Annotated in this window: 14 protein-coding genes; 12 read left to right on the plus strand and 2 right to left on the minus strand. The window is 38.2% G+C overall.

The genetic code is table 11. The features are described 5' to 3' along the window. Positions 1 to 12: 12 nt before the first annotated feature. Both ACZ5L8_RS05910 and ACZ5L8_RS05915 read right to left on the minus strand, forming a co-directional pair. Complete coding sequence (locus tag ACZ5L8_RS05910; RefSeq protein WP_464440349.1) at positions 13 to 795, minus strand: sensor histidine kinase; 783 nt, start codon at positions 793 to 795, stop codon at positions 13 to 15. A gap of 688 nt (positions 796 to 1,483) precedes the next feature. Beyond that, positions 1,484 to 1,993 (minus strand): hypothetical protein, encoded by a 510-nt coding sequence (locus ACZ5L8_RS05915; protein WP_464440350.1) that lies wholly within the window; start codon positions 1,991 to 1,993, stop codon positions 1,484 to 1,486. A gap of 202 nt (positions 1,994 to 2,195) precedes the next feature. On the opposite strand from ACZ5L8_RS05915, the gene ACZ5L8_RS05920 reads away from it, so the two are divergent. The 12 genes from ACZ5L8_RS05920 to ACZ5L8_RS05975 all read left to right on the plus strand — a co-directional run bounded on the left by ACZ5L8_RS05920 (position 2,196) and on the right by ACZ5L8_RS05975 (position 15,257). Continuing rightward, positions 2,196 to 2,795 carry a Pvc16 family protein gene (locus tag ACZ5L8_RS05920; RefSeq protein ID WP_464440351.1) on the plus strand — a complete coding sequence of 200 codons (600 nt, stop codon included), beginning with the start codon at positions 2,196 to 2,198 and terminating at the stop codon, positions 2,793 to 2,795. After that, positions 2,795 to 3,655: a hypothetical protein gene (locus ACZ5L8_RS05925; protein ID WP_464440352.1), complete on the plus strand. Its 861-nt coding sequence runs from the start codon at positions 2,795 to 2,797 to the stop codon at positions 3,653 to 3,655. Before ACZ5L8_RS05920 ends, ACZ5L8_RS05925 begins: the two co-directional genes overlap by 1 nt. A gap of 10 nt (positions 3,656 to 3,665) precedes the next feature. Then, entirely contained in the window at positions 3,666 to 5,108 is a 1,443-nt protein-coding gene (locus ACZ5L8_RS05930; RefSeq protein ID WP_464440353.1) for a phage tail sheath family protein, read from the plus strand. 95 nt (positions 5,109 to 5,203) lie between these two features. Continuing rightward, on the plus strand, positions 5,204 to 5,638 hold the full coding sequence (locus ACZ5L8_RS05935; RefSeq protein ID WP_462598319.1) for a phage tail protein: 435 nt from the start codon (positions 5,204 to 5,206) through the stop codon (positions 5,636 to 5,638). A gap of 3 nt (positions 5,639 to 5,641) precedes the next feature. After that, entirely contained in the window at positions 5,642 to 6,085 is a 444-nt protein-coding gene (locus ACZ5L8_RS05940; protein ID WP_464440354.1) for a phage tail protein, read from the plus strand. Next, positions 6,085 to 6,246: a DUF5908 family protein gene (locus ACZ5L8_RS05945; RefSeq protein WP_464440355.1), complete on the plus strand. Its 162-nt coding sequence runs from the start codon at positions 6,085 to 6,087 to the stop codon at positions 6,244 to 6,246. Before ACZ5L8_RS05940 ends, ACZ5L8_RS05945 begins: the two co-directional genes overlap by 1 nt. Continuing rightward, positions 6,246 to 6,935: a CIS tube protein gene (locus ACZ5L8_RS05950; protein ID WP_464440356.1), complete on the plus strand. Its 690-nt coding sequence runs from the start codon at positions 6,246 to 6,248 to the stop codon at positions 6,933 to 6,935. The genes ACZ5L8_RS05945 and ACZ5L8_RS05950 overlap by 1 nt, the downstream gene beginning before the upstream one ends. 7 nt (positions 6,936 to 6,942) lie before the next feature. Beyond that, entirely contained in the window at positions 6,943 to 8,688 is a 1,746-nt protein-coding gene (gene vgrG / locus ACZ5L8_RS05955; protein ID WP_464440357.1) for a type VI secretion system tip protein VgrG, read from the plus strand. A gap of 15 nt (positions 8,689 to 8,703) precedes the next feature. Then, the gene (locus tag ACZ5L8_RS05960) at positions 8,704 to 8,994 is read left to right on the plus strand and encodes a PAAR domain-containing protein (RefSeq protein WP_464440358.1); all 291 of its coding nucleotides are present in this window, start codon (positions 8,704 to 8,706) and stop codon (positions 8,992 to 8,994) included. A gap of 2 nt (positions 8,995 to 8,996) precedes the next feature. Continuing rightward, positions 8,997 to 9,407, plus strand: coding sequence for a GPW/gp25 family protein (locus ACZ5L8_RS05965; protein WP_464440359.1), 411 nt, complete (start codon positions 8,997 to 8,999; stop codon positions 9,405 to 9,407). Between the two features lie 4 nt (positions 9,408 to 9,411). Beyond that, positions 9,412 to 12,570, plus strand: a complete 3,159-nt coding sequence (locus tag ACZ5L8_RS05970) for a hypothetical protein (protein WP_464440360.1) — start codon at positions 9,412 to 9,414, stop codon at positions 12,568 to 12,570. Next, complete coding sequence (locus tag ACZ5L8_RS05975) at positions 12,564 to 15,257, plus strand: hypothetical protein (protein WP_464440361.1); 2,694 nt, start codon at positions 12,564 to 12,566, stop codon at positions 15,255 to 15,257. The genes ACZ5L8_RS05970 and ACZ5L8_RS05975 overlap by 7 nt, the downstream gene beginning before the upstream one ends. The last annotated feature ends 11 nt before the right edge of the window (positions 15,258 to 15,268 follow it).

The raw sequence follows: 15,268 nt of genomic DNA on the forward strand, positions 1-15,268 counted from the left end.
AGAAAACTAAAATTATCTTTGTGTATAATCTATTTCCAGCTGTGTTCCTCTAGCTGGTTTTGAGGTTAATAGGATGTTTGCATCAATTAATTGTGCCCTACTTTGCATGTTGATCAAACCAGAACTGGGATTGATAGAATCTGCATCAAAACCTACACCGTTATCCTTTAAAAATATCTGTAATCTTTCTTGATCAAAGGTCAGCATCACTTCAAGTTTAGATGCTTTTGCATGTTTAATTACATTAGAAAAGAACTCCTGAACGATCCTGTAAAGTATTAATCCGTTATTTTTTGTAATACTCCATGGATCACCATTTACTGTGAATTCAGTTTCAAGGAAATTCAATCTATTAAATCTTGCAAGCTCATTTTCAATTGAAGAAATAAGTCCTTGTGTGCTAACCACTTCATTATTTAAGCTTCGCGAAAGCGCTCTAAGTTCTTTTAATGAAGTTTGGATAAGATTTCTTACTTCGTCAACCTGATCAAATTCAATTTCGCCAGGCTCAATACGGTTTAACTGAATGTTCGCTACAGAAAGTAACTGACCTATGTTATCATGTAATTCCCAACTGATGTTCTTCAGCGTGTTTTCCTGAATTTCCATTTGAGTTAAAGCAACCTCCTCTAAGTATTTTTTCTCTGCTGCATTTCTCTCTTGAATGAATTGAATTTTTCTTCTCTGGAAGATCAAGAATAAGACAACGATTGTAACTAGAAGTATAAAAAGTACAACGCTGGTGCTTATAACAAGCACTTGAAAGTCTGTCAATATTTTATCATCTGGCTGCATTAGGGGTAAAAATTGTAATCTAAATTAGTTCTTTTTTCTGAGTGTTATCTGCCAAGATAAAAGCTATTGAAAAGCAACAATACTGTATAACGTTTATAAGAAATAAGATCATACTGAAAAGAGCTGGATGCTCACGTTGCATAATATTAATAGACACCTTAAGCGGAAGAAACGTTACACAGAAAACAAGAAGACCGAATGCCACCCAAAAATAAGGTGATCTCGTTATATTCATAATTACTTCACGCGCCATCATCTCAACGAAGTAAAAACAAATTGATACAGTCACAAATATTGCTCCCAGGATTGAAATATAAGTCAAGAAAGTATTTATAAAATCCTGAATAAAAAATGCGTTGATAAACCAGCAAATGATATAAATACCTAGAAAAACCTTTAAGATCGTTTTTCTAAATCTGGATTTTAATAAAGACATAAACCACCATATAAAAAACGCATAATTAACGAGGTAGTATAAGTTATAAGGAATGTAGTTAGGTATTTTAAATAAAGGATAACATACACCAGCGAAAAACTCGTTTAACGCGATGTAGCAAATCAAATAAAATACATATTTGAGTTGGGTATTTTTAAAGTGTCCATATCTCACAGCACCTATTAGCACTACGATTAACTCAAGATACTGTGAGTATGAACTTAACATTACCTGCATAGGCTTGCCTTCTTATTAATCTTGTGTAGGATATCCTGTATGTGGTGGATTTCCTAAGTGTCCTTCATTAAGTGGTGGCACATCAAGGTCTCCGCCATCTCCATCTTGAAGGTTGAAGAAGCTTCCTTTTTGCTCACCTTTTGTTCCTGTAGGCGCTAGAAAAACAGTCATATAACCTGCTTTTTCTTTATCCTCATAATTTTCAGGATACGCACCTTGATAGATTCTAATACCGCTCATTACATATCCTTTATCCTTAGCAGTTTGTTCCGCGTAAGCGATATAATTTTTAAGATCTTCTAAAGACCACCACGAAGATACATTTTCTCCTCTACCTGCAAGACTATCTAGCAGTGGCTGTCTAGTTTTAAGATACTCTTTATTGAGTACGATCGCTTCATCAACGGTTATTGTTCCTGATGGTGCTTTTGCTACTCGCATTTCTTGAGTTTTTGGCTCATTACATCCCATTATCATGATAGCTGTAAGAGCTACCAGATAAAAAACTTTTGTGTTAATTCTCATGGTTTAATTGTTTTTGGTTTGGGACTAAAGTAGCTCAAAATGAAAGGTAAACATAGCCTCAAACTAAAAAGGGGGGAAAACACCCCTTTTTTACATGGGAAATTCCCCTAGGATTTTTCAGGGAAATTCCTGATACAAAAGAGGGGTTTTAATTTCACAACATATTGATAATCAATATATATTTGAGAAACAAAATGTAGTAATGATATACGAATCTCTCGAAATATTGCGTGAACAGGTAGAAAACTACCTTGCAGATATAGGTCTGGGAGATAACTTATTGATTCTTGATAATATCGCTCATTTTGTAGATAATCCTAGTAAACCCAATGAAGATCTAGATAATAAAATAGTGCTTTCGCTTCTTAATATGGAGGAAGAAACAGCGCTTAAAAATATCAAAAATTCACACTCTGAAAATGGTAATACGATCAAGAAAAACAATCCTGTAAATCTTAATCTTTACCTCCTATTTATATGTAACAGGAGTGATTATGCATATTCTTTGCGTTCGCTGGGTGGAATTATTGAATATTTTCAAGCAAAGAAGATCTTTAATCAAACAAACACCATCTTCTCTAAAAGTAACGAAGCGCTGCAAGCGGTTACTGACTTTAGGTTTACCGTTGAGCTGTATACTCCAACGTTTGAAGAACTCAATTATATCTGGGGAACTCTTGGCGGTAAATCTTATCCATCGGCTCTTTATAAACTTACGCTGGTAAGTCTAGAGCGTGATCACATACTCGATTCTCGAACGTCAATCTCTGCGCTAGGCAGAACTTTAAATCACATGAACTAATGGAGTACTCAGTATTATTTCAGCCATTGTTCAAGGTGAATATCTATCACAGATTCTATCTAGATGATGGTGAAACACCATTTGATATAGACGATGCAACGACCGAAAGACAACTTAAAGGTTATGACATTTCTAAGTTTATAAAAATAATTCCATCTCAAAGAACTCAATCTGTTCTTAGTGGTTTTCGCATGCAAATGCATCAATTAAAAGATGGTTTTATTGTTGCACTTAAAGTGGAAAAAATTGCTACGCAGCCGGATACATACAAGCCATTTATAACGCTTGACGATGACATTCAGCTAGATTTTTTACTACAGATCACTAATTCAGATTTTGAAGCTTATTCTGAAGTATCACCTATAAATTCAATTCCATATTACTTTAGTAATCAGAAGCCTTACACAGAAACACCTGAAAGTTTTAATTACATAAATAGAACTGGCGACACCATTTATGCGTCACAATTCACAATTTCTGATCCTGGTTTTGAACTTGTAAAAGAGGATCTTTCAAGATTTGAATACAAAAATATCCTTGGTATTATCTCTTTAAAAATGAAAGGAGATAATTCTTCACATAACATCACCCTTGTTAACGGCAACTTGCCGCAAACCCTACCTCAGTTTAAAGTGCTTTTTAATAATCGTAAGACATTTTGGCGATATTTTGAAGGGCGCAATCCTACTCCTATTTATTCAACTGAACCCCACTTAAAACCTCTTGTCGCAAGAGGTACTGTCGCCATAGGCGATGGTGATTTTGACTACCCCGCAGCTTCCCCTAGATCATTGAGTTTTGAAAAAGACAACAACGGAAATATCACAAAAACATTTTCTAACATATACATAATCAAATAAACTAATAATCATGGCAACAGCTTACAAAACGCCGGGCGTTTATGTCGAGGAGATTTCAGTCTTTCCTCCATCGGTAGCTCAGGTAGAAACAGCGATACCTGCATTTATAGGGTATACAGAAATGGCAACGAAAAACGGTAAGGATCTTACTGATAAACCTACGCGCATAACATCTCTTCTAGAGTATCAAAGCTATTTTGGAAGGGCACAAAGCGAAGTTAATATCAGTATAACCATTTCAGATACGATAATGTCTTCTGCTCCGTCAACGGTACTAAGTAGAAAAAACACCATAACAATGGGAACTACAAGTCCATATCTTATGTATTATGCAATGCGCATGTACTTTGACAATGGTGGCGGACCTTGTTATATAGTTTCGGTAGGCGATTATTCAAGCGGGAGTGTTTCAAAACCAGATCTTACTGATGGTCTCAATCAAGTAGAAAAGTTTGACGAGCCTACTTTGTTCGTTTTTCCAGATGCTGTATCCTTATCCGGAGCATCAGCGGCTGGTAACTATTACGTACTTATGAATGAAGCTTTGCAACAAGCTCAAAAACTGGGTGATAGATTTGTAATTATGGATTCATTTAATGATGATGCATCTAATGTAAGATCAGCAACAACACTTGGTAGTGGTGTAGATTTACTTAAATATGGTGCAGCTTATCACCCATTCTTAAAAACGGTTTATCCATATACATACAGTGTAGCCGATGTAAGTCTAGTACATGAAGTAACTGATGAAACAAGTATGACCTCAGACGGTGCTCTTGATGACGAAACGCTGGATAAACTGGCAGATACTTCAGATCCAAACTTTGATCTTATACTGTATAATCAGTTAAAGCAACTTGTCGCAGATCAAACCATAACTCTTCCTCCTAGCGCTGCTATGGCTGGTATCTATTGCCGTGTAGATGAGAATAGAGGTGTTTGGAAGGCACCTGCAAATGAATCGCTTTCAGGAGCATTGGGTGTTACAAAAATTGTTACTCATGATGAGCAAAAGGACCTAAACATCCATACCACAGGTAAATCTATAAATGCAATACGCCCGTTCACTGGTAAAGGAATCATGGTTTGGGGTGCACGCACGCTGGCTGGTAACGACAACGAGTGGCGTTATGTTTCTGTACGTCGTTTCTTCAATATGGTTGAAGAGTCAGTTAAAAAAGCTACAGAACAATTTGTTTTTGAAGGCAATGATGCAAACACTTGGGTAAAAGTTCGTGCGATGATAGAGAACTTTCTTGTGCTTCAATGGCGCGCGGGTGCTCTTGCCGGTGCAAAACCAGAGCAGGCATTTTTTGTGCGTGTTGGCCTAGGTCAAACGATGACGGCAGATGATATTCTTAACGGTGTTATGAATGTTGAGATCGGCATGGCGGTAGTTCGTCCAGCAGAATTTATCGTGCTGAAATTCAGTCATAAAATGCAAGAATCTTAGACGGTTAAGGATTTCGCTTCCGCGAAAAAAACTACGCCACACTCCTTTTCGCCGAAAGGCAAAACATTTAAAATCACAATCATAAAACCATTATCATGGCAACAACATATCCATTAGTAAAATTCCACTTTTCAGTAGACTGGGCTGGGACAAACATTGGCTTCACTGAAGTTTCTGGTCTGGATGTAGAAACAGAACTTATAGAATATCGCCAAGGCGCAAGCCCAGAATATAGCAAGATCAAAATGCCAGGCATGCAGAAGTTTAGCAACATTACTTTAAAACGCGGTTCGTTTAAAGGTGATAATGAATACTTCGCATGGTGGAACACCGTAAAATTAAACACTATTGAACGTCGCGACATCACGATCAGTTTGCTTAATGAAGAGCATGAGCCGGTGATCGTCTGGAAGGTAAAGAACGCCTTCCCGGTTAAAGTTCAATCTACAGATCTTAAGGGTGATGCAAATGAAGTAGCGATAGAGTCTATGGAGATCGCTCACGAGGGATTAACCATCCAGAACGAGTAGAACATGGCAGCGTTTTATCCACCGGTAGGTTTTCACTTTAAGGTTGAGTTTACAGGCATTAACACAAAATCACAGGATCATGAATTTCAATCTGTGAGTGGTTTGTCTGTAGATATTGAGACCGAAGAATTCACAGAAGGTGGTGAAAACCGATTTAAACACAAGTTTCCTGTAAGAACAAAGTTTCCTAATCTGGTTTTAAAACGTGGCCTTTTTAAAGATTCTGAACTTATAAAATGGTGTCGGGATGCGATAGAGGATTTTCAATTTGATCCTATTGATCTTACGGTAAAACTACTCAATGAAGAGCATGAACCGCTCATGACATGGAATGTGGTTCATGCTTACCCTGTTAAATGGTCTGTTTCAGACTTTAATGCAGAAGAAAATGGCATTGTGGTAGAAACTGTAGAACTGGCATACAACTATTTTAAAACCATCACCTGATGCCTATAGAAATTAAAGAGCTCTATATCAAGATCAATGTAAATGATGACAAGCAATCGTCCGCTTCCGCGAAAGCGAAACCTGAAGAAAAAAAGGACAAGATCATCGAGGCTTGCATTGAAGAAATGGTAGCGATACATAAACAAAAGCAAGAACGGTAATGAGCACTGGCGAACTGAGCAAGCTTAAGGTTACGGCGTATAAGGACAATACTTTTCAAGAAGAGGTAGAGAATGGCACGTTCTATACGTTACTCAATCCTGAAAAATATGCAGAGTCTTACACTGTAGAATATGGTGATCAGCAGGCTTCTGGTACAAGCGCCGCGCAGCCCAATTTTGTTCGTATCCCACCACAAGATCTGGAGCTTGAATTTCTTTTTGACAGAAGCGGTGTAATTAAAGGCCATAACAATGCTAGCGGCGAAGGTGTCCTAGAGGATATTGATCACTTCAAACACGTGGTTTTTGAGTATGATGGCGATCAACACAAGCCTAATTATTTATTGATCATTTGGGGAAATCTACTCTTTAAAGGTTTGCTCACCTCGATGAATATTGAGTACAAACTCTTTGCGCCAGACGGTAAACCGCTGCGAGCCATTGCAAAAACCAAGTTTAAAGAAACGGTTGAAGAAGAGCTTAGAGTCGCTCAAGAAAATAATAATTCGCCAGATCTAACTCACGTGAGAATCGTGAAAGAAGGCGACACTTTACCGCTTATGACATACAGGATTTATGGCGACAGTAAATATTATCTGCAAGTGGCAAAAGCTAACGGACTCACAAACTTTAGAAAATTGACGGCTGGTCAGGAGATTTATTTCCCGCCTATTCAAAAGACAAAATAACCCAACAATGAACAACAGCAGAACAATAAATACAGGGCAAAGCGCCGATCTGGTCACATTCACCATTCTTGTAGATGGTGAAGAATTATCTGCTGTTTATCAGGTTAAATCTATCGCTGTCGCAAAAGAAGTAAACAGGATTCCCAAAGCCAATATCACAATCTTTGACGGTGACACTGCGACACAGGAATTTAAATTAAGCAACTCAGATCTATTTATTCCCGGGAAGAAAATTGAGATCAAAGCAGGCTACCACAATGAAGAAGAAACCATTTTTAAAGGAATTGTAATTAAGCACAGTTTAAAAATTAGATCAGGCGCTTCGGCATTATTCATAGAATGTAGAGATGAAGCCGTGAGAATGACAATAGGCAGAAAAAGTGCCTATTTCTATGAAAAAACAGACAGTGACATCATAGAAGACATGATCGCAAATTATGCTGGGCTTTCGCCAAAAGTGGACACCATTTCAAACACACATCCCGAGTTGATACAATACCAATCGTCAGATTGGGATTATATGCTCACCCGTGTACAAGCAAATGGCAAACTATGTTTTGTTAATGATGGTGAAATCACGGTTACAGATCCTGATACCTCTCAAGAAGCTGTAGAAACTATTTCTTTTGGTGAAACATTAATGGATTTTGATGGCGAGATCGATGCGCGAGAACAATACAAAAAGATCACTGCCTCTTCTTGGAATTCTGCAGATCAAGAGATTATAGATGTAGAAGGCAACGATCCTAGTTGCCAGTTGAATGGAAATCTAGATCCGTCAACGCTATCAGAAGTTATTGATCTTGATGATCTGCAATTGAAACATGGCGGGCAACTTACAGATATTGACTTACAAGGATGGAGTGATGCGACGTTTAAATATCAACAATTAGCAAAAACCAGAGGAAGGATCATGTTTCAAGGAATTCCTTCCGTAAAACCAGGTGTTATGCTTTCATTGGCTGGTGTTGGCGATCGCTTCAATGGTGATGTTTATATCACGGGGGTTAAGCATGAACTTTCAGAAGGTAGTTGGGTTTGTCATGCACAATTTGGGTTAAACCCAGAATGGATCTCAGAAACTTTTGACGTAAGTCAAAAACCCGCAGCCGGTCTCACTCCTGCAATTAGCGGATTACAAATAGGTATCGTAACGCAACTTGAAGGCGATCCTGATGGTGAAGATCGTATTCTAGTGAAAATGCCCGTGATCAACAAAGATGAAGAAGGAATCTGGGCTAGAGTTTGCTCCCTCGATGCTGGTGAAAATAGAGGGTCTTTCTTCAGGCCAGAAATTGATGATGAGGTTATTATAGGTTTTCTAAATGACGATCCTAATTACCCTGTAATCTTAGGTATGATGAATAGCAGCGCAAAACCTGCTCCGCTAAGCGCTACAGATGATAATCATGAAAAAGGTTTCGTAACCCGCAGCGGAATCGAAATGATCTTTAACGATGAAAAAATAAGCTACACGCTAAAAACGCCCGGCGGAAGAACTCTGGTAGTTGATGATGATGCAGAAGAGATCACGATCACAGATGATTCTAATACAATGTTGATGAACTCTGACGGGATCACGATTGAAAGCAGCGGAGATATAAATATTAAAAGCACTGGCGATCTCAATCTAGAAGGTACAAATGTGAGTATTAAAGCAAACTCAGAATTTAAGGCTGAAGGCGGTTCTGGAGCAGAACTTAGCACAAGTGCTGTCGCAGTTTTAAAGGGTTCACTTGTTCAAATTAATTAATAACAATAGAAAATTATGCCTCCAGCAGCAAGAATAAATGACATGCATGTTTGCCCAATGCCAAACCCAAATGGAAGTCCTCATGTGGGCGGACCCATTTTGCCGGCAGGCGAACCTACGGTATTGATCGGTGGTATGCCAGCTGCTCGTGTAGGCGATATGGCAACTTGTGCAGGACCTCCAGATTCTATCGTGTTGGGATCTTCCACAGTTTTGATAGGTGGTATGCCAGCTGCAAGATTGGGAGATTCAACAGCGCACGGCGGAACAATTGTAGCCGGTGAACCCACGGTTTTAATAGGATAAAAATGAAAACAGAACAACCATTTTTAGGAACAGGATGGAGTTTTCCTCCCAAGTTTAATAAAGATTCTAGCAAAGTGTCTTTGTCTAGTGGTGTAAAGGATATTCACGAAAGCCTTAAAATACTTCTTAATACTAAGATCGGCGAGCGAATAATGGCTCCAAAATATGGCTGTAATCTAGAAGAATTGCTTTTTGAACCGCTCAATCTTACGGTTAAAACTTACATCAAAGAACTTGTAAAAACAGCAATACTCTACTATGAACCACGAATTGAGGTCATCAAGATCTGTATAGACAAAAGCAATGAATTAGAAGGAGAAGTCTTATTAGAACTCGATTATCGTGTAAGGATCACGAACACTAGAGGTAACATGGTTTTCCCATTCTACAAAGAAGAAGGAAGCGAAGTATAAAGTCATGACAAAAAACTGCGACGATACATTTTTAACCCAGCATAACGGCACATCACAAGCTGATAGAATTCTGTCTGCTCTGGACCCTCAGCAACTAGAATTGCAAAATATTACTGTTGAAGATTGGGTAGTTCTGGCAAATAACTTTGCGCAGTATGTTATGTATTTTGATGAGGCTGATGCCAAAAATCCTTCGGGCGATTGGCAAAAGTTTTTCTCAATTGCTGAAGTTGATACTGTAAAGACATTTATCGCTGATGCGGAAAAGAACAAAGACCTCACTCCTCACCTAACGCTTTTCATCACCTTTATAAAACTGCTAGATCTTTCTAAATCCAGATTCAACACACTTACTGAAAAGCATCTCGATTTTTATTATCAAGAAATTCTTCAAATACCGCATAAAGCCGCCGTTGCTGATAAAGCGCACCTCATCATAGAGCTAGCAAAAAATATAAATGAAGCAGCAATAGAAGCTGAAACTGCCTACAGTGGTGGTAAAGACACAACGGGTAAAATACGAGAATATAAAAACCATGAGCTAACTACAATTAACAAAGCTCAGGTAAGCCAAATTAAAAGCATTTTACACCATAAAAGTGATGACAATGGCAAGTTAAAGATCGCCAATGCAACGAATAGCTTTGATGGTGAAGGCGCTGAATTAAAAGAGAACAAAAGTTGGTGGCCATTTGGATATTCTTCAACTTACGATGGTCGCCCAGAACTTAAGGATGCAACCTTAGGTTTTGCTATTGCAGCACCTGTATTAAGACTTCAAGAAGGTGAGCGAGAGATTCTGATAGATCTCACTTTTCAAAATGCAGTTACGACAATTAACATTGGTGATATTCTTGAACATCTTCAGGTATTCCTTACGGGAGAAAAAGGTTGGATAGGGCCACTAAATCTTACAAACGAGACTGATTCTGGTTTAAAAACACAGATAGATGATAGCAAGCTTTCTTTGGCTTTAAGCCTAGAAAAAAGCATAAAACCTGTTGTAGATTATAACTCAGAATTGCATGAAGGTCAATTTAATGACGGTAAACCTATTATTAAAATCGTTCTCAATACTGCTGAAAAAGAAGCCTATAATCTCTATGCGGAGTTACAAAAACTAAAACTGATCAATACAAATGTTGTAACTGTTGTGTCTGAGATCAGTGCGTTAAAACTGGAAAATGATATAGGCACGATCAATCCTGAGAAAGCTTTTTACCCATTTGGGACACGACCGTTTAAAGGCTCAAATTTTAGAGTGAATTATGATGAAATGTTCAAGAAAAAATGGTCGCTTCTTAATCTTAATTTTAAATGGCTTAACACACCAGACGATTTTAGAGACCTGTATTTTGCTTACAGATCAGACAAGTTTAAATCGTATTCAGAGTTTAAAAAGAACATCTACACAGCTTCAACTACTAATGTAAAAGACCTCATCCAGAACTCTCTTACACTAGAAGATGAGGGACAACTTAAGGATCTTTTTGAGAAACTAGATCTTGAAAAATTAAGCTTTGATAGTGGGAATTTTACGCTAAATAATAATCCCATAAATCTTATAGTAAAAGATGCAAATCACTTTAAAGCAACTGCAAAAATTGAGAGTGATAACGGCAATGATAGCGCGGTTTCATTTGCACTTTTTAATGCTAGTGAAGAGAATTACAATGCGACTTTAAGCTACGTTAATAACAAAACCAAACCCGGTGATGCCGCTCTAGAACTCAGTTTACAACAGTCTTTTTATCATGAGATGTATCCTAGAATTTATTCTCTGGCAATTGCAAATAATACTGAGTCAACTATTATCCCAAATGAGCCTTACACTCCGTTTTTAGAAGCTGTCACCTTACAATATGTCGCCTCTCAAAACCTCAACAATCTCACACAAAAACAAGATGATGGCGTTGAAAAGCTAGAGCTTTTCCATATTCATCCGTTTGGGTTTTCATCAGCAAATCAAACAATTTTTCCTGCGTATGCAGAAGGTGGTGAAATGTTTATTGCGCTTGAAGATGCCCAGCCTTTGCAAAAAATCTCTATGCTCTTCCAACTGCTGGAAGGCACAGAAAACACCGAAAGCCCAACATTTACCGGTGATGAAAGAATACAATGGGAAATTCTAACGGCAACCGGCTGGAACGACATTACAAAAACTAACATCACTCAAGACAGCACGCGTAATTTCTTAAAGAGCGGCATTGTGGCCGTGAATATTCCGCAGGAGGCTGTTACTGATAATCCGTTGATGCCGCTAGGGTTTATTTGGCTTAAAGCCAAAATGAATAAAGCATACGACAGCGTCTCAAGATTCATAGATATTAAAACGCAAGTCGTTCTCACTGAATTTGAAGATAACGGTAATTCTTTAGCGCATTTAAAGACTGGCCTTCCGGCGAAAACGATAAGCAAACCGATCATAAGAAAAGCAGAAATTAAGTCCATAACTCAGCCGTATTCTAGTTTTGGCGGTAAGCCAGAAGAAGATGCAGCTTCTTATCGCCGCAGAGTGAGCGAGCGCTTGCGACATAAGGATAGAGCGGTGACGCAGTGGGATTATGAGCATTTAATTCTTCAGGTGTTTCCTGAGATCTATAAAGCAAAATGTCTTAATCATACTTGCTGCAGTTTTAAATCGCCAGGAAAAGTTACAGTTGTTGTCATTCCTGATATCGTGAATCAAAATGTCTATGATGTTTTTGAGCCGTGTGTGAGTCAGGCAAAACTCAATGAGATCGCAACTTTTCTTAATGATCGCACTTCCTTTTTTGTTACTCCGCAGGTAAAGAATCCAGATTATGAGGAAGTAAAAGTCAGTCTCGATGTGAAGTTCAAAACAGGTTTAGATGAGAATTATCACAGAGAACTTCTGCGAGAAGACATTAAAAAATATCTATCACCATGGGCTTTTGAAGAAACATCTTCGATCGTTTTTGGCGTAAGCCTACACAAAAGCCATTTTATTAAACATCTGGAAGATCTGGATTATGTGGATTATCTAGAAAACGTGATCATGCAGCATGATGGTGAACAAAAAAATCAAATTATACCGTCAAACCCAAAGGCAATTCTTGTGTCGAGCAAACAGCACATTGTGAACATTGCAAAAGACCCTTGTGAGACGGCAACCTCAACAGTAAGCAAAGCAACATGTTAAACTGGCAAGAACATATAAGCATTGATAAAAATGTGTCTAGTAAGGATGATCTGGATTTTGATCATTTAAAGAAACTAGGGATAGAATATATCGAAAGTATGGGCAGCAAATTGTGGACGGATTATAACCTTCACGATCCGGGAATCACCATACTAGAGATGCTTTGTTATGCGATTTCTGATCTGGGTTTGCGTATGGAGCTGCCTATGCAAGATCTTCTCGCAGATGAAGAAAATAGCTTTGCTTCGCAGTTTCATGATGCTGAGAGCATTTTAAGCTGCAAGCCTGTAACTCCGCTTGATTACCGAAAGATCTTTATGGATATCCCAGGTGTGAGAAATGCTTGGCTTACAAAGCATGAGAAAAAGGTTTTTGTAAACTGTAAAGATGATTTGCTGTCGTATGATTCTTTTGAAAATTATGAAGATCATAAAGAGCTTTTACCATCTCAAAAAAAGGAATTTACACTTAACGGATTATACGATCTTATCGTTGATCTAGAAGAAGATCACACGCTAGAAGATATTGAGCCAACGATAAGAGCGCATTATCACGAAAACCGAAATCTCTGCGAAGACTTGATCAATATCACAGAAGTGCAACCTCAACCAGTGAAGATATGTGCAGAGATCGATCTAGAACCTGAAGCTGATGAAGATCTTGTTATGGCGCAGATCTTACAAGTTATCGATGACTACTTCTCACCTGACGCAAAATGGAAAACACTAAAGCAACTTCTTGATAAAGGTTTAACTCCAGATGAAATCTTCAACGGGCCAGTTCTTGAAAATGGATTTTTAGATAATGAAGAATTAAGAGAAACCCAACTAAGAGCTCAGATCAGGCAGTCTGACATTATCTATCTCTTGATGGATATTGACGGTATCAAGGTGATCAAAGATATTTCGCTTGGCAATTGTGTAGATAATGAAACTCCGCTATGGTTGTTGTGCATAGACAAAGGCAAAAAACCAATTCTTTGCGATAAGAGTTCATGGAGTTTTACAAAAGGGTTTATTCCGCTAAATATTAATAAAAACCGAGTTGCTGCGATTCTTGAAGATCTAAAGCAGAAAAATGAGGTTGACTTAGTGTCTATCAAAAATGCAAACCGCGATCTTGATCTTCCTGAAGGCAACTTCAAGCAAGTGGGTGAAACAACCACGATACAGAATGATTTCCCCGAGGTTTATAACATAGGCCGCTATGGTATAAAAAGCACCGCCACAGAAGCCGAAAAAGCAAATGCAAAACAACTTAAAGCTTACCTCCTATTCTTTGATCAGCTCCTGGCAAATTACTTCGCGCATCTCGATCATGTACGCACCATGCTTTCTGTTGCTGGTGAGACTGATAAAACCTTTAGTGCGCAAACGGTAAAAGACATCAAGAATGGTGAAGAGATACTTCCCGGCATCACCACAATGTCTGATGAATCACTTGCTACAATGTTCTATCCAGATTTTGAACAAAGAGATATCCTTCAGCGCAATAAAATGCTAGATCATCTCATGGCAAGATTTGCTGAGAACTTCGGCAATTATGCGTTTTTGATGAAGAATATCTATGGCTCTTTCGCCGATAAGGCGATCATAGAAACAAAAACGAATTTCATAAAAAACTATGCTAGCACCAGCTATGAGCGAGCAAAGAGTTTTAATTATTTTGGCTTAAAGCCAAAAGATCTCTGGGACACTCCTAATGTTTCTGCACTACAAAAAAGACTATACCATTTACTGGGAATTACAGATATAAACCGCCGCAATCTCTCTGAAGATTATGTTGAGATCTATGAAGAAAAAGACGATGATGATAAACTAGAATATCGCTGGAGAATTAAGGATGGCAACAAAACGATATTATCCTCTGCTACAAAAAGCTATCAAGATCTTGATGCGTTGTACAAAGAACTTTCGCTGGTAAAACAGCATGCGCTAGACTTAAAAAACTATGAGTTTAAGCGCGTAAAAAGTAAAACTGAGAGCACAAAATTCAGATGGTATTTTGTCTTGACAAATCCTGAGGTGACAGACAAGAAAAGTGAGGATTACATTATCGCACGCCGCATCGCTACGTATGCATCAAAGTCTACTGCGCAAAAGGCCGGTCTAGAAGTTCTACAATTTGTAAAAACACTTAAAGGTAATGAAGGCATGTATGTAATAGAGCATATTTTGCTAAGGCCAGATGTGACAAAGGATACTGTTTCATTTGATCAATTCTTACCCATTTGTACAGAGAATTGCGAATCATGCGAGCCGGTAGATCCTTACAGCTTTAGAGTAAGCATCGTTTTACCAGGATGGACAGAGCGTTTTGGTAATATCGACTTTAGACGATTTGTAGAAAATCTCATTCGCAAAGAATTGCCGGCACATATCATGGCAAAGATCTGCTGGATAGGTTATCCCAAGAACTACACTAAAGAAAACGGACAACCGCCAGAAGAAAATCAAATGGTAATTCTTGAAGAAGCCTATAAAGATTGGCTCATAAGCAAATCTAACGCAGGCCATTCACAGGATGAACAAAAGCTTAAAAAGCTAAATAAAACCATCAGCACACTACACACGATCTATCATCAAGGCTTCTTGCATAGATGCAGACCAGAAAACAGCGACGCGCCAGAAAACATTTCAGAAAAACAAAAAATCATTTTGGGTAGGACCAATTTAGGCAAACTATAAAACCATCAGGT

This window comes from Leeuwenhoekiella obamensis (assembly GCF_055391795.1).

Coding starts and splice junctions, on each gene's coding strand:
- ACZ5L8_RS05910 (WP_464440349.1), bottom strand. CDS start 795: ATGCAGCCAGATGATAAAATATTGACAGACTTTCAAGTGCTTGTTATA.
- ACZ5L8_RS05915 (WP_464440350.1), bottom strand. CDS start 1,993: ATGAGAATTAACACAAAAGTTTTTTATCTGGTAGCTCTTACAGCTATC.
- ACZ5L8_RS05920 (WP_464440351.1), top strand. CDS start 2,196: ATGATATACGAATCTCTCGAAATATTGCGTGAACAGGTAGAAAACTAC.
- ACZ5L8_RS05925 (WP_464440352.1), top strand. CDS start 2,795: ATGGAGTACTCAGTATTATTTCAGCCATTGTTCAAGGTGAATATCTAT.
- ACZ5L8_RS05930 (WP_464440353.1), top strand. CDS start 3,666: ATGGCAACAGCTTACAAAACGCCGGGCGTTTATGTCGAGGAGATTTCA.
- ACZ5L8_RS05935 (WP_462598319.1), top strand. CDS start 5,204: ATGGCAACAACATATCCATTAGTAAAATTCCACTTTTCAGTAGACTGG.
- ACZ5L8_RS05940 (WP_464440354.1), top strand. CDS start 5,642: ATGGCAGCGTTTTATCCACCGGTAGGTTTTCACTTTAAGGTTGAGTTT.
- ACZ5L8_RS05945 (WP_464440355.1), top strand. CDS start 6,085: ATGCCTATAGAAATTAAAGAGCTCTATATCAAGATCAATGTAAATGAT.
- ACZ5L8_RS05950 (WP_464440356.1), top strand. CDS start 6,246: ATGAGCACTGGCGAACTGAGCAAGCTTAAGGTTACGGCGTATAAGGAC.
- vgrG (WP_464440357.1), top strand. CDS start 6,943: ATGAACAACAGCAGAACAATAAATACAGGGCAAAGCGCCGATCTGGTC.
- ACZ5L8_RS05960 (WP_464440358.1), top strand. CDS start 8,704: ATGCCTCCAGCAGCAAGAATAAATGACATGCATGTTTGCCCAATGCCA.
- ACZ5L8_RS05965 (WP_464440359.1), top strand. CDS start 8,997: ATGAAAACAGAACAACCATTTTTAGGAACAGGATGGAGTTTTCCTCCC.
- ACZ5L8_RS05970 (WP_464440360.1), top strand. CDS start 9,412: ATGACAAAAAACTGCGACGATACATTTTTAACCCAGCATAACGGCACA.
- ACZ5L8_RS05975 (WP_464440361.1), top strand. CDS start 12,564: ATGTTAAACTGGCAAGAACATATAAGCATTGATAAAAATGTGTCTAGT.